The organism is Myxacorys chilensis (assembly GCF_059505265.1).
The window spans coordinates 1-14,356 of the sequence record NZ_JCACKG010000008.1; the positions used below are offsets into that span (position 1 = coordinate 1).

Annotated in this window: 14 protein-coding genes and 1 pseudogene; 4 read left to right on the plus strand and 11 right to left on the minus strand. The window is 54.6% G+C overall.

What is annotated here, in order from left to right; genetic code table 11:
• Nucleotides 1–55 precede the first annotated feature (55 nt).
• A pseudogene (locus AC5JLB_RS00365) lies at nucleotides 56–488 on the plus strand (IS1 family transposase); the annotation flags it as partial.
• A 257-nt stretch (nucleotides 489–745) separates the two neighbouring features.
• The gene (locus tag AC5JLB_RS00370) at nucleotides 746–1,399 is read left to right on the plus strand and encodes a transposase (protein WP_495871873.1); all 654 of its coding nucleotides are present in this window, start codon (nucleotides 746–748) and stop codon (nucleotides 1,397–1,399) included.
• Between the two features lie 11 nt (nucleotides 1,400–1,410).
• Here AC5JLB_RS00370 and AC5JLB_RS00375 read toward each other — a convergent pair whose 3' ends face one another.
• Nucleotides 1,411–2,067, minus strand: coding sequence for an IS5 family transposase (locus AC5JLB_RS00375; protein WP_495871874.1), 657 nt, complete (start codon nucleotides 2,065–2,067; stop codon nucleotides 1,411–1,413).
• A 96-nt stretch (nucleotides 2,068–2,163) separates the two neighbouring features.
• On the opposite strand from AC5JLB_RS00375, the gene AC5JLB_RS00380 reads away from it, so the two are divergent.
• A protein-coding gene (locus AC5JLB_RS00380; protein WP_495871898.1) for an IS5 family transposase occupies nucleotides 2,164–3,002 on the plus strand; the annotation gives its coding sequence in 2 pieces (ribosomal slippage) (nucleotides 2,164–2,431 and nucleotides 2,431–3,002; 840 coding nt in all).
• A gap of 153 nt (nucleotides 3,003–3,155) precedes the next feature.
• On the opposite strand, the gene AC5JLB_RS00385 is transcribed toward AC5JLB_RS00380, so the two are convergent.
• The 9 genes from AC5JLB_RS00385 to AC5JLB_RS00425 form a co-directional block, all read right to left on the minus strand.
• On the minus strand, nucleotides 3,156–4,532 hold the full coding sequence (locus AC5JLB_RS00385; RefSeq protein ID WP_495871875.1) for a dihydrolipoyl dehydrogenase family protein: 1,377 nt from the start codon (nucleotides 4,530–4,532) through the stop codon (nucleotides 3,156–3,158).
• A gap of 203 nt (nucleotides 4,533–4,735) precedes the next feature.
• The gene (locus AC5JLB_RS00390) at nucleotides 4,736–5,167 is read right to left on the minus strand and encodes a cupin domain-containing protein (protein WP_495871876.1); all 432 of its coding nucleotides are present in this window, start codon (nucleotides 5,165–5,167) and stop codon (nucleotides 4,736–4,738) included.
• A gap of 125 nt (nucleotides 5,168–5,292) precedes the next feature.
• Nucleotides 5,293–6,651 carry an epoxide hydrolase family protein gene (locus tag AC5JLB_RS00395; protein WP_495871877.1) on the minus strand — a complete coding sequence of 453 codons (1,359 nt, stop codon included), beginning with the start codon at nucleotides 6,649–6,651 and terminating at the stop codon, nucleotides 5,293–5,295.
• A gap of 51 nt (nucleotides 6,652–6,702) precedes the next feature.
• A complete protein-coding gene (locus AC5JLB_RS00400) occupies nucleotides 6,703–7,755 on the minus strand; it encodes an alpha/beta fold hydrolase (protein WP_495871878.1) in 1,053 nt (350 codons plus the stop codon).
• A 113-nt stretch (nucleotides 7,756–7,868) separates the two neighbouring features.
• On the minus strand, nucleotides 7,869–8,804 hold the full coding sequence (locus tag AC5JLB_RS00405) for an SDR family NAD(P)-dependent oxidoreductase (RefSeq protein WP_495871879.1): 936 nt from the start codon (nucleotides 8,802–8,804) through the stop codon (nucleotides 7,869–7,871).
• Between the two features lie 50 nt (nucleotides 8,805–8,854).
• Nucleotides 8,855–9,946, minus strand: coding sequence for a thioredoxin family protein (locus AC5JLB_RS00410; RefSeq protein ID WP_495871880.1), 1,092 nt, complete (start codon nucleotides 9,944–9,946; stop codon nucleotides 8,855–8,857).
• 23 nt (nucleotides 9,947–9,969) lie between these two features.
• Entirely contained in the window at nucleotides 9,970–10,104 is a 135-nt protein-coding gene (locus AC5JLB_RS00415) for a hypothetical protein (protein ID WP_495871881.1), read from the minus strand.
• Between the two features lie 2 nt (nucleotides 10,105–10,106).
• Nucleotides 10,107–11,465 (minus strand): epoxide hydrolase family protein, encoded by a 1,359-nt coding sequence (locus tag AC5JLB_RS00420; protein ID WP_495871882.1) that lies wholly within the window; start codon nucleotides 11,463–11,465, stop codon nucleotides 10,107–10,109.
• Between the two features lie 240 nt (nucleotides 11,466–11,705).
• Nucleotides 11,706–12,365: a VOC family protein gene (locus AC5JLB_RS00425; RefSeq protein ID WP_495871883.1), complete on the minus strand. Its 660-nt coding sequence runs from the start codon at nucleotides 12,363–12,365 to the stop codon at nucleotides 11,706–11,708.
• Here AC5JLB_RS00425 and AC5JLB_RS00430 point away from each other — a divergent pair.
• The gene (locus tag AC5JLB_RS00430) at nucleotides 12,246–12,515 is read left to right on the plus strand and encodes a hypothetical protein (RefSeq protein WP_495871899.1); all 270 of its coding nucleotides are present in this window, start codon (nucleotides 12,246–12,248) and stop codon (nucleotides 12,513–12,515) included. The genes AC5JLB_RS00425 and AC5JLB_RS00430 overlap by 120 nt on opposite strands.
• A 49-nt stretch (nucleotides 12,516–12,564) precedes the next feature.
• On the opposite strand, the gene AC5JLB_RS00435 is transcribed toward AC5JLB_RS00430, so the two are convergent.
• Nucleotides 12,565–14,262 carry a GMC family oxidoreductase gene (locus tag AC5JLB_RS00435; protein ID WP_495871884.1) on the minus strand — a complete coding sequence of 566 codons (1,698 nt, stop codon included), beginning with the start codon at nucleotides 14,260–14,262 and terminating at the stop codon, nucleotides 12,565–12,567.
• Nucleotides 14,263–14,356: the final 94 nt, after the last annotated feature.

Genomic DNA, 14,356 nt, shown 5'->3' on the forward strand with positions numbered 1-14,356 from the left:
TATCGCGCATGACATTCCTCGTCTTTTGCATCTCACACAATAAATTAGCCCTGCCCAAGTGGGGGAACTCGACAAACTCGAAACGTTCGTCGGTAACAAGCAGAATAAATTGTGGATTTGGACTGCCGGGATCACTTTGCGCCAGGGATTCTCGGTTGGGCAGTCGGCGTTGCGAAGCTCTTCCCCCTGCGGGGTAATCACAGTGCCGCAACCTTTCGCCCGTTGTGGGAGGCGATTGCATACTGGCAGTGCTATTTCTGGGTCAGTGATGGCAATCCGGTTTGTCCAGGCTTCATTCCCGCAGGCGATCAGATTGTCAGTCAGACTTATAGGATTCGAGTTGAAGGTGGAAACACTCCTCTGCGTCACTATCTGGCGCGGTTGCATCGCAAAACCTTGTGTTATTCCAAGCCCGTTGAGATGCTGAAGCATTCCCTTCGCTGATTGATCCATACCTCGAATTTAGAGATGTACCTGCTCCTCTCTGATTCATCTCTTCATTTACCAACGCTGATTACTTCGCAGTGTCGGCAGGGCTGTTTCAAGGTTAGTGGAGAAAAACTAAACTGAGCAGTGTCGTTAGTGGGCTGAAATTCCATGAGCTTGATTGCACATCTGCAACAAATCCCAGAGTTTCGTGCCGCTCGGGGGCAACGTCATCCACTGGCTGGTCTTGGCGCTGATTATCTTAGACTTGTTGCGGAATAAGAGATAATCGAGGGAACGTGCTCCAGTTTGAGACCGTATGATCAACCTCCAACGCGCCTTAACTAATGACCGTCTGCTGCGCTCACTGACCGGTCTCAACCGCAAAGCTTTTGATGCCTTGCTGCCTGCTTTCACCTCTGCATGGCAGGCTGAGTTGCAAGCTCAAGTGCGAAACCGCGCTCCTGGAGGTGGGCAAGCTGACAAGGCTCGATTGTCCAACACGTCAGAGAAACTGTTCTATATCCTGTTCTACTTCAAGTGCTACCCTACCTTTGACGTGGCGGGATTTTTGTTTGGCTTTGACCGCAGCCAAGCCCATCGCTGGATGCATCGACTTCAACCGATACTGGAAAGGGCACTGGGTCAAATGCTGGTGCTGCCAGAACGGAAACTTGAAAGGATTGAGCAGTTCTTGGAGCGTTATCCAGACGTGAAAGAAGTAATGATCGATGGCACCGAGCGACCGATGGCTCGCCCAAAAGACCCTGAGCGACAAAGCGAGCATTACTGGGGCAAAAAGCGTCGACACACCCGCAAGCATCTTGCTGCCGTGGATGAAGGCAAACGGGTGCTGGTGTTAAGCCAAGCCCGAGAGGGAAAAGTGCATGACAAGCGGTTACTGGATGAGGAGGGGATGGCTGAGGGAATCCCAGATGCAATTTGCATTGCAGTCGATTTAGAGGATGTCTGAGAAGTGAGGGACTACGCTAAGCGTTTGAGCATCAGGCGAATCATTGCCACATAAATGAACGTTTCTGAGGTTTCCGGCAAGACTTCGTAGTCTTTGGACAAACGACGTGACCAGTTGAGCCACCCCCATGTGCGTTCAACCACCCAGCGCTTCGGTAGCAAGACAAAGCCTTTGGCCCTATCCGAGCGTTTGATGGTTTCTAAGATCCAACGGTAAGTATCCATCGTCCACTGCATGAACTCGGCTCCTTCGTAAGTCCCATCCACCCAAATGAGCACCAATCGGGCAATCCGCTCAGGTACAGCCAAAAGTCGCGCAAACACAAGACGCGCACCCTGCTGGTCACTGATATTAGCCGCACTGACCACAACCATCATCACCAACCCTAAGGTATCCACCATCAGATGCCGCTTGCGCCCCTTGATCTTCTTGCCGCCATCAAAGCCGACCTCAACTGCAGCAGGGGTTGCGCTTTTGACTGATTGAGAATCTAAACTGGCGGCACTGGGCACTGACTCATGTCCCTGAACAACTCGTTCCCACTGCACTAGTTGAGCATGAACGCGCTCCCACGTCCCATCTAACCGCCAAGCTCGAAAGTAGTGGTAGACCGTCTTCCACTTGGGCAAGTCTTTCGGCAGCATTCGCCAGGCACAGCCAGCAACCACAATAGACCTCTTGCAGATTAAGAGGAGCTAGGTTGAAGCGGGGGGCAAAATCAGGAAACATCAGGACAGAACAAATTCAACAAATACGTCCTGATGATGAACTCTACAGTAGCTGAAACTCTGACGAATAAACAGTTTAAGCGCCGCTTTGGGGTGCAGCGAGAAACGTTCAAGGAAATGGTCAAAGCCCTGCAACCTGAATGGAGAGCGACCCCAAAACCTGGAGCTAAACCAAAATTGGATTTAAGTGTTCGTATCCTAGTGACGCTAGAGTACTGGCGCGAATATCGCACCTACTTTCACATCAGCACAAGTTGGGGGATTAGCGAGTCTACGGTCTGTCGAATTGTGCATTGGGTGGAGGTACCCTGATGCGAACTGGGCGATTTCGGTTACCGGGAAAACGGCAGTTAGGGCGCGACTTTGGGACACCGAGCGTGGTCATTATCGATGTCACCGAAACTCCGATTGAGCGCCCAAAACGTCGTCAACGCGCGTTCTATTCCGGCAAACAGAAAGGGCATACGCTCAAAAGCCAGTTGGTGATTGATGCAACCACCCAGCAAGTGATCTGCACCTTCTTCGGCAAAGGGCGACCGCACGACTTCAAGCTATTCAAAGCGTCTGGCGTTCACTTCCATCCCCTGATCGAAAGTTTGCAAGATAAAGGCTACCAGGGCCTCCAGAAGCTGCATGCTCACTGCCGCTTGCCGAAGAAGAAACCTAGAGAGGGAAAACTGACGGCGGCAGACAAAGCGTACAATCGACAACTTGCAAGAGAACGGGTGGGCATTGAGCATGTTAATCGCCGCTTGAAGGTGTTTCGCATCTTATCGGGACGCTATCGCAATCGTCGCAAACGCTTTGGATTGCGGTGTAATTTGATTGCGGCGTTGTACAACTTTGAGCAAACTCAAGCTGCCAAAGTTAGCTAATCTGCAAGAGGTCTAATGGCGAGGGCAAAGCGACAACTCGCCAATCAACTCCAGCGAATATTTCCTCTCCTACAATGAAACAGCCCTGCCGGTAGTTCAAAATCAGGAAAGCGCTCACCCGTCTTCAAATTAGTCGTCATTGTTGCTCCTTTCTTACATGTTGGGACAGGTTGGCATGTCGTCTCCAAGGAGTAGCCTTGCGAGACTGGGCAATGCTTCACCGTAAGTTGGGTGAATGTGAACCGATTGTTCAAGTACCTGCCACGTTGCTCCAGCTTCCATCAGGGACAAAAAGACATGCACTAGCTCGGCAGTTTCGTATCCAACCAGCGTTGCTCCTAAAATCAAATTCGTCTGGGTGTTGATGACCATGCGGTAAAAGCCCAGATCGTGTCCCCATTCAATGCTACGAGCGATATGAGCCATCGGCAGGGTGACTTCGCGGGCAGCAATATCCTGCTTCTGAGCCTGCTCTAACGTCATCCCCACTCGACCCACTTGCGGCTCGGTATACACGGCATAGCCTAAGACTCGATCGTGGCGCGTTCGGTGTTCGCCACACAGAATGGCTTTCAAGCGGCGATAGTCTTCCCAAGAAACGTGGGTAAAGGCAGGTTGCTTGGCAGCGTCCCCGATCGCATAAATGCCAGCGCAAGTCGTCTGAAACTGATCGTCGATTTTAATAAACCCCTGTGCATCTAATTCAACGCCGGTCACAGCAGAATTTAATGCCCCAGTATTCGGCTTGCGTCCGATTGCAATCAGCAATGCTTCCCCATCGAGTACTTCACCAGTGTTCAGCGTCAGGCTAAACACACCGTTCGTGTAAGCAACTTGCTGAACCGTCACGTTGAAGTGTAGTCCAATTCCATCTTGCCCCAATGCCTCTAAAAGCACAGCACTGACATCAGATTCTTCTTGAGCGAGCAAGCGATCGCCCCGCACAATTAATTCGGTCTGGCTGCCTAAACGCGCGATTCCTTGCCCTAACTCCAGGGCAATATAGCCCCCGCCAACTACGAGCAACCGGGGCGGAATCTGCTGCAAATCAAAGAAGTTTCGGTTAGTGAGATACGGCGTTCCCGCTAAACCGGGAAAGTCAGGAATGGTAGAGGATGTCCCAGTGTTAATGACTACGATTGGAGCCTGCACCGTCACACCGCCGCCGCTCACCGTTCGCTCTCCAGTGAACGCAGCTTCAGCGCAGACGACTCGAACCCCGGCACTCTCCAGCCGCCGTTTAGTACCCTGGTTAAACTGACTGCGAATGCCACGCACACGCTCCATCACCTTAGAAAAATCGACTTCAATCTGCGCGTGTATGCCGAGCTTTGCGGCTTGTCGAGCACGACCTGCGGCATGAGCAGCGGCTAGAAAGGCTTTAGAAGGCGTACAGCCATAGTTGATGCAACTGCCGCCCAATGCATCGCGCTCAAATAGAACGACGTTCTGACCTGCTTTGGCAAAGTCAGCCGCGAGTGGAACTCCGCCCTGACCGCTGCCAATCACAATCACATCTGCTGTTTCCATCGTTACCTCTGTTGATAGGGTGAGCAATTGCATTGCTTGAATGCTGCTAAATTTCGTTAAATTCTATTCCAGTTGCAATGTTTATTTCTCGACATTCACTTGAGAATCGGATGTAATCATATTGAGTCATCCGATTCTCCTTGTCTGCTGTCCGTAGTGGGTTCATTGCGTCGCGGAGGATTGCTATATTCTTATACCCTGTACTACGGGTAAGCTTCAGGTGGACCCAAAATTTCGTCACCAATCTCGGCAGAAATGCGTTCAAATAGTGCCAGATCCGGTGCTGCTGTTTCATCCAAAGTGCCGACTGCTGCAATTAGCCGAGCAAAGCTACTGGGCGCAGCAACAACCAATCCACGAGTAGGTTGATCGTTGAATACGCCGATCGCATGAGGTGTGCAAGGAGCTATAAAAAAGCTTTCACCAGCACTGAGTACAAATTTGTTTTCACCTGCCCAAACTGTGAACTCTCCTTCGAGCACATAGAGTTGTTCAGAATAGCGGGTGTGACGATGGAGCGGTGTTTGTGTATTAGGTGGGAAGTAGCCTTCGATCAGATCGTACTGACCGCTAGTTGTTGTGTGATCGGCAATGATATTGAGGCGAGAACCAAAAAACCAGAAAGATTGGGTCATGAGATTGCTCTGATTAATGCGTGAGTTAGTGAATGTGAAATGTCTGCTGTTGATCGCTGCTTCAACGATTTCTAACTCAGAGTTAGGAATACCTTGATTGATCCAGATCGGCGATCGCTCTTCCACTAACGCAGTGACCTGAACGCCGCACGAATCTCCTCAGAGAAGAGCTGCGGCTGCTCCCAGGCGGCGAAGTGGCCGCCCTTGTCAACCTCATGGAAGTAGATCAGGTTGCGATAGGCGCGCCGGGCCCACGTCTCTGGAGCTCGATAGACATCCTCCGGAAATACCGTAATGGTCACCGGCAGCGAGATCTCGGCGGTCTTCTGTGCAGCCGCACTAGTAACGCTCCGTCCGCCGTTCTCCCAGTACAGCCGCGCTGACGAGGTTGCGCTGTTCGTCAGCCAGTAGAGCGTGATGTCGTCCAGCACCTCGTCTTTCGTCGGCGACGTTTCGGGATTGCTGCCGAACGTCCACTGCGTGAAGCCTGGATGCACGAGGATCCACGCCGCGAGCCCGGCTGGTGAGTCTGTCACGCCGTACCCAACGGTCTGTGGCCGCGCGGTCATCATCACGAAGTAGGCCGAGTTGTTCTTCCTGCGGTACGCGTCGAGCGCGTCGAACACTGCGCGTTCCTGCTTGGACAATCCCGTCGGCGCGGGCCCACCGGCAGCGAGCGCTGCAGACACCTCGGGCGGTACCGTCGCTGGCAAGTTGAGGTGGATGCCGACCAATCCTGCCAGTGCCTGGCGTGCCATCGCGCTGGAGATGGGAGCGCCCCAGTCGCCTCCCTGGGCAACGTAGCGAGTGTACCCGAGGCGCTTCATCAGCTCCGCCCAGACTCGGGCGATGTGGTCGGGATCCCAACCAGTGCCGGTTGGCTTGCCGGAGAAGCCATAGCCCGGTATGAACGGGATTACGACGTCGAAAGCGTCTCCGGCGCTGCCTCCGTAGGCAGTTGGATCTGTGAGCGGACCGATGACCTTGATGAACTCGAACACGGAGCCCGGCCAACCGTGCGTGAGGATCACCGGAAGCGCATTCTTGTGACGAGAACGGACGTGGATAAAGTGAATGTCCAGCCCATCGATGTTCGTTACGAACTGCGGCAATGCATTCAGCTTCGCCTCGGCTTTCCGCCAGTCGTACTCCGTTCCCCAGTAGCGCACTAACTCCTTCATCGTCGCCAGTTGCACGCCCTGCGACTGGTCGGTGACTGTCTCCTTGTCAGGCCAGCGGGTCGCCCTGATGCGGTGACGGAGGTCGTCGATCGCCGCTTGCGAAACGTGAACGCGGAAGGGGCGGATCGCTTTGGACGAGACCTGGGCTTGTGCATCAGTCTGGGCGGGTTGCTGCGCAAGTATGCGATCGGGCAGTGCCAGAAACACCGTTGCTGCAAAGAGTACGACGAGGAGTCGCGACAGGACGAAGGCACCTGAGGTACGGGCTTTGGTTTTGTAATGTACTTTTTTCAGTTTGGTCATGGTGTTTTCCTTGCTGCAAACTGTCTGTTTCCCGACGCAGGCTAAACCCGATCAGTAACTGTCAACTTCGACCACAGCTTTGGCAAACTCCTGCGGTGCTTCTTGCGGCAGGTTGTGCCCGATGCCGCCTTTGACAGTGCGGTGCGAATACTTGCCCGAGAATTTCTTGACATAGGAACTGGGATCTGGATGCGGCGCACCGTTGGCATCACCCTCCAGCGTGATGGTGGGCACGGCGATCGCAGGGGCTGCGGCTAGTCGCTGCTCAAATTCGTCATACTTCGACTCGCCTTTGGCCAGGCCGAGCCGCCAGCGATAGTTATGGATGACGATTTGGACGTGATCCGGGTTGTTGAACGATGCAGCGCTGCGATCGAATGTCGCGTCATCGAAGTGCCATTGCGGCGAGGCAAGTTGCCAAATGAGCTTGTTGAAATCGTGCCGATATTTTTCGTAGCCGAGCTTGCCGCGTTCCGTCGCGAAATAAAACTGGTACCACCATTGGAGCTCAGACTGCGGCGGCAATGGCATCTTGTTGACTTCAAGGCTACTAATCAGATAACCACTCACGGAAACGAGAGCCTTGCAGCGCTCCGGCCAGAGTGCCGCGACGATGTTGGCTGTTCGCGCGCCCCAATCATAACCAGCGAGGATCGCCCGATCGATCTTGAGCGCATCCATCAACGCGATGATATCGGCCGCAAGTGCTGACTGCTGCCCATTGCGGAACGTCTCGCTCGACAGAAAGTGCGTCGTACCATAGCCGCGCAGATACGGGACGATCACCCGGTACCCTGCTGACGCCAATAACGGGGCAACATCAATATAGCTGTGAATGTCGTAGGGCCAGCCATGCAGGAGGATGACTGGACGGCCATTCGCGGGACCAACCTCGGCATATCCGACATTCAGGACACCAGCATTGATCTGCTTGAGTGAGTCGAACGATGTGTTTGTTCCCGACTTCATCATGCCCAGAACGGCTGGTTTTGTATGGCTCGATTGGGCGTTGGCAAAACCGGATTGGCCTAGCTGTGTAGCCGCGATCGTTATGGCCGCAATGCTCAAGAAGCGGCGGCGTTGATGGTTGATTGTTTCAGACATTGATCTTGTGCCGATTGGATTAGCTCAACTTGCTTCAGCCGACAACAAAACTCGATGCGGGATATTTCAGCGAGCGTCCAGCCGAGGTCTTAGCACTACGAGCGGCTTGCCCCTCAAACCGTGACTTTACTTCGCGTGAATTCAGCGGCGTGGAATTTCACGAAGTCGTACATGCTCGTCGGCGTCTTGCCGGTCAGCTTGTACAAGTCATCCGTCATGCGGTCATACCGCCCCTGCATGTGAAGTTCCGCCATCACCGCGAGGTGGTGGGCGAGGTGCGTTGGCACCCCAAACTCACGAAGCGCATCAGTCCATCCGGAGAGCGGCACATCACGATAGCGGATCGTTCGACCGAGTGCCTCGGAAAAGACGCGGGCGTAGTGATTGAGATCGGCTGACTCAAATCCGGTCAGATTGTAAATATGACCAATGTGCGGGGCAGGGTCGTCGAGGATCACGGAAACGGCGCGTGCCACATCAACAGCCGAGATCGGTGAGGTTTTACTGTTGCCTAGTGGCAGTGCTAGTTCGTCGTTGTCCCGGATGCCAGCAGCGGCGAGACGCAGGAAGAAGCCTTCGAGGAAGATCGTCGGCCGCACCGTGACGATCGGTAGCCCCGACCACGCTAATGCCTGTTCCGCCAGCCAGTGCAGCTTGTGCTGTGGGCTGTCAGTGGTCTCGGTGATGCTCATCTGCGTCACCGTCATCTGCGACATGTTCACGAAGGCCTCGACACCGTGGTGCTTCGCTACTGCAGCAGTGTTGACCGTGGCTTCGAGATACGCCGCCGAAACCGACATGCCGAAATAGATGCGCGCCACCCCTGCGATCGCGCGGTGCATCGAGGCAAGATCGGTCAGGTCACCCTGCACGACCTCAGCACCAAGCTGGCGCAGAGCTTCAGCGCGTTCGTCCTCTCGTCGGACTAGGGCGCGCACCCTATGTCCCTTGTTGAGCAGCATTGCAGTGAGGTTGCGGCCGATCGCACCAATATCGCCAGCCGCTCCGGTCACAAGGATTGGGCTGTCATGTGTGGATTTCATCGTCATAATCATTTACCTTCTTGTCACTCGTTGCGAGGACGTATCTGTTTGCGTGATCAACCAAACGTGAACGCAAAAGCCTCTATCCCGGCATCCAGAAACTCGATCTCAAACTGGCGATCGCGGATGGGCTCCGGCTGCCGGACCAGTTGGTACAAACGCTGTTCGGTTACCGTGCCTTCGCCTCGCTCGTTAACGTCAAGTCCACGAGCCGCGACTGCTGGCTGCCCGTCTACGAGCACGCGAAACCGCACGGACGTTCCTCGCTGAGCCGGCCCCATGACGAGATGAAGGTCGCGTGCGTGGAAGTGGTACGCAATCCGCCCGCCGGACTTGTTCAGGACAATGGCTTGTCTTCCGATTGTCCAATCGCCTGAAAGTGCCCATTGATTACGTTGCAATTGCGTGGGGGCGGTATAGGAATGAGGCTTGTTTAACACCGCGCTGCTGGAAGACGCAAAATTCTGCGTTCTTTCGTAGCCAAGGTAGTTTTCAGGCGATTTCAGACTATTCCAATCGGCGGCAGCCTCAAAACCGCGAGCGTCGACTTCGACCATTTCCTGACCGACACGACCAGTTCCGGCCTCAGACAGGAGTTGTTGAATGACCCGTTCCGATCGCTCATACGCGCCCTCGCCGAAGTGGTGATGACGGATGCGCCCTTGCGTGTCGATGAAATAAAGGGCCGGCCAATAATGGTTCTCGAAAGCGCGCCACACCGCATAATCGTTATCCACAGCGATCGGATAATCAATTCTCATGTCCGTCAAGGCCCGGCGGACATTATCCATATTCTTCTCGAATTCAAACTCGGGCGTGTGCACCCCAATTACGGTTAGTCCCTGATCCCTATACTTCTCGGCCCACGCGCGAACATAAGGGAGTTGGCGCAGCCAATTGATGCAGGTATAAGTCCAGAAGTTGATGAGCACGACTTTTCCGCGTAGTTCGTCGACCGTCAACGGCTGCGAATTGAGCCACGCGATCGCGCCGACAAGAGAGGGCAGTTCGCCTTCAATCGGTAATCCAGCCGTTGCCGATGTAGCGTACTGTTTGGTGCAACTGAGCCTGCCGAGCTGGGTAGCAGCAATGGTTTTAATCATAGTTGTTAGAAAGTAGCGGCGATTAGGATTGATTTCTTCGAACACACACTGACCTCCCTGTCGTTGCGTTAGAGGTGCGGTGGAATTAGCTCACGGATCTTCTTCTTCACGACCCTCTCGACGGTCCCTTGTCGGCTGTGCAGCACGGGGCTAATCTGCACAGCGGCAACTTTAATGACTGTACTGGTAAGGATATTTTTCATAATTAACGCAGCGACCTAAACGCCGCCCTGAGTTCCTGAGCAAAAATTGTTGGTTGCTCCCACGCCGCGAAGTGGCCGCCTTTGTCGAGCTGGTTGTAATAGATGAGCTTGGGATAGGCCCGCTCGGTCCAGCTTCGCGGGGCTTGATATGCCTCGCCGGGAAAGATGCTCACGGCAACCGGAATGGAGACGCCCTTGGCGTTCCAAAAGCCACCCTTATATTCCCAATAGAGCCGAGACGCAGAGACCCCCGTGTTCGTCAGCCAATACAGCGTGATGTTGTCGAGGATCTCGTCCCGAGTCAGTTCGCCCGTGGTGCTCGTGGTCCGAGTTAGAGCCGCGACGACCGCCGCCGCTGGCTGACCGCCAGCATCATCGTGATCAAGCAGCCAAGCGGCCAGTCCGACGGGTGAATCTGCAATGCCGTACAACGTTTGCGGGCGCGCCGCCATGTACCTGGCGTAGGCAACCTTTTGCTTCAACGTTTTGTCCAGCTGCTCATAGGCGCGTCGTTCCTCAGCCGAGAGACCAGATGGCACCGGGTCGCCAGCCAGGAGCGCCTCATAGACGTCGGCTGGAACGGCACCAGGATAGTTGGTGTGGATGGCGAGCAATCCCGCAGGTGCCTGCACACCCATCAGGTCGACTACAAACGCACCCCAGTCACCACCCTGAGCGACGTAGCGGGTGTAGCCCAGCCGCTTCATTAACACGTCCCAAGCACGTGCCATGCGCTCGACGCCCCAGCCGGTGCTCGTCGGCTTGCCGGAGAAGCCATAGCCCGGCATCGACGGGATGATGACGTGGAATGCGTCCTCGGCTTTTCCTCCATAGGCCGTGGGATTAGTAAGTGGATCAATAATCTTCAGCTGCTCAATGATTGAGCCGGGCCAACCGTGGTTGACGATAAGCGGCAATGCGTTCTCGTGCCTCGATCGAACATGAATGAAATGAATGTCTAGCCCATCGATCTGGGTGATGAAGTGCGGCAAGGCTTTCAGTTTTGCCTCGACCTTGCGCCAGTCGTAATCTGTTGCCCAGTAGCGCGTAAGTTCCTGCATCGTCGCGAGCTGCACGCCCTGCGACTGGTCAGCGACAGTCTCCTTTTCGGGCCAGCGGGTCGCCGCGATGCGTTGGCGGAGATCGACAAGCGCCTCTTGCGACGTGTTGATGTGGAAGGGGCGGATTGTGGTTGGGTCGGTGGACTGCACAACTCTGGGTCGAGTCGTGGGGGTTTCCTTGGGTTTTGTTTGGCTCGATTGGGCGTTTGCAGAACCGAATCGACTTAGCTGTGTAGTCGCGATCGTCATGCCCGCAATGCCCAAGAAGCGGCGGCGTTGATGGTGAATTTTGTCGGACATTGATCTTTCTCCAATTGGATTGAACTGGGGTTACGGATTGTCTGTCCGCATGACTCAGTTGTGATGGTGGGGCGAGTTGTGGATTTGAGTTCCGTCGCTCGCCTCATCGCTCAATGCAGCGAGGAAAAGGCGATCTCCGCCAGCAACGTGTTACTGATGTGCTGCATGATCGGTGAGCTGGGTACTCTCGCCGATCAGCATTGTCCAGAACCCGACCTAGCGGATGCCGTTGTGAGCGCATCATTTGGAAAGAGCAGGCAAAATCTTCTCCATGTAACGGTCAGCGGCGGCGGCTGCCTCTTCTGGTTTGCTGCCATTCTGACGGGCACTCAGATAAGGTGCATACCAATCCCACCAATGATGCTCGCCGTGAGTCTTCTCGTAGTAGTCGTGGCGCTCTGCCGTCTCGTGGAGAAGGTTTGCAAGGGTTGCAATGTCCATGTCTCCTGCTTGCGTAGAGTCCCATAGGCGACCGGGAAGCCGTGTTGTGATTTCCTGGAGCAACCAGACGTTTCCATCCGGATCTTCAAACGAGGCAAATGAGAAGTAGGAACGGCCTTCCGGGTCGCGTCCACTGACGTGCGGGCTTTCCACGGCGTTGTTGAAGGGACCGCCAGCATAGTGGAAGATCTCACTCACGTTGACACCGCGATCGCTCAAGTCTTTGCGGGCGGCGTCGAGGTCGTCCACAGCGAGGACCAGGTTTTGCACCGAGCCAGAATTGTTTGGAGGGAGTCCCTTGCCAAAGAGGATTGAGGCATCCGAGTTAGGCGGTGTAAAATGCACGCCACGGAAGTCGCCCTCCACCACGTCGATGTCGAACCGCCAGCCGAGATTCTCGTAGAATGCTTTGGCGCGATCGATGTCGGAAACGTTCAACATCACGACTTCGAGTTTCATGTTTGGACTGTTTACGTGATTGCTACTCATCTTGTTCTCCTTTTGGTTAGTAAGTTTGATGTTCAAATTGGTTACACTTCATTCTTCTGCGATGCGAAGCAGTTCCCCCTGCGGGGTAATCGCCCCATCCACACCACTCAAGTTCTTTGAGTTAACACGCGACTTAAATGTGCGTTCACCAATGAAAAGTGCGGTGGTTTTATGGTGCAACTGAGACTGTTTTTACAGGGGTTTGCAGCTGGTATTCGAGCTGTAGAATTTCCGCTGCCCGCTCCCCGACGATCACGCAGGGAGCCATCGTGTTACCCGTGGTTATTCGCGGCAGAATCGATCCATCCGCGATCCGGAGATTGTCGATTCCATACACTCTCAGGTTGCTATCTACCACCGACATGGAATCTCGACCCATCTTCGCGGTGCAGGTTTCGTGCCAGAAACTTGTCGCAGCATCTCGAATAAAGTGCTCGAGTTCGGCTCCTTTCAAATTACCTGGCATGACTTCACGCTTGACAAACGGACGAAGCGGAGCGGAGTTACCGACTTCGCGGCAGAGTTCTACGCAGGCGATCGCGGTTTTGAGATCATCCGCGTCAGACAGAGTGTTTGCATCAATCAGAATCGGGTCGGATGGATCGGCTCCCGTCAGGCGCAGACGGCCTCGGCTTTTGGGGTGCGAGAGCGCCCCAAATAACGTCCAGCCTGCATCAGGCAGCCCGAACCGGACGGCATTCTCAGAACTGGATTTTGGCACCTCGGCCTGACAGACAAATAAGTCTGGACTGTCAAGCCCGGACTGGCTCGTCGCGAAAAAGATTGCCTCGGAGAAGTTGTTTCTGGGTTCGAGAGCGGTTTCATATTCCCAGACACAATCAAAGGCAACGTGGTCTTGAAAATTTTGCCCCACACCGGGAAGGTGCTGCACGACAGGAATTTCAAATCGCCGCAACTCAGCCGCATCGCCGATACCGGATTGCATCAGCACTTTCGGCGTATGGATTGCACCGAGCGACAGCACAACTTCGACTGCCGCACCAATGCGATAGATCGCATCACGATAAGCAATCTCCACGCCAGTGACCCGCTTGCCCTGGAACGTCAGCCGTGTGACCAGTGCATGACTGAGAACCGTCAGGTTTGGCCGATCCATATAAGGGTAGACATAGGAGCGGAATATCGATTCGCGCTTGCCATTGCGGACTCGCACATCGCTGATAGCAGCGCCCTTCGCCGCTTCCATCATGCGTCCGTTCGGACTTTCAAACGTAGGAATTCCGACCGATCGCGCTGCTTCGACCGTTGCAGGTGCGATCGAGTTTGGATCGGGTGCGGGCTGGACAAAGACTGGCCCTCCCGTTCCGCGATACATCGGGTCCGGCACGCCATGCCAATCTTCCAGGCGGCGATAAATCTTCAAGACGGATTCATAACTCCAGGCTGGATCGTTGGCTTCGGAGGCGAAGAAATCCCAATCCTGCTTGTGTCCGCGTGCCCAAACCATGATGTTGATGCTCGATCCACCGCCGAGTACCTTGCCCATCGAGAACGGAATCGAACGACCGTTCACATGTCGATTCGGCTGTCCCTGAAAGCTCCAGTCGCGATCGCTGCCAAGGTTCAGCGGCCATTGATTGGCTTCCAGGACACTTGGCAGATCATCGCTACCTCCAGCTTCAAGCAGCAGAACGCTGACATCCGGATTCTCGGCCAGTCTGCGGGCAACCACCGAGCCAGACGATCCAGATCCGCAAACAATAAAATCGTACTGGTGCCTTAGCTCAGAGGTGAGCTGGCGCTGGTTGCTGCGGACACGTTCGGCGAAAGTATCGCGGTCATTAGTTCCACGTTGATAGTTGTCACGTTCATCCTCAAAGGACTTGCTCTCAAAATTCATCTTCATTGCGTCTACCTCGCTTGCAAAATCGAATTCACTCAGGTTGCTTCTTGTCCGTTTCCATCACCGCTTTATGAGCACGATCGTTCGTTCGAGTTCC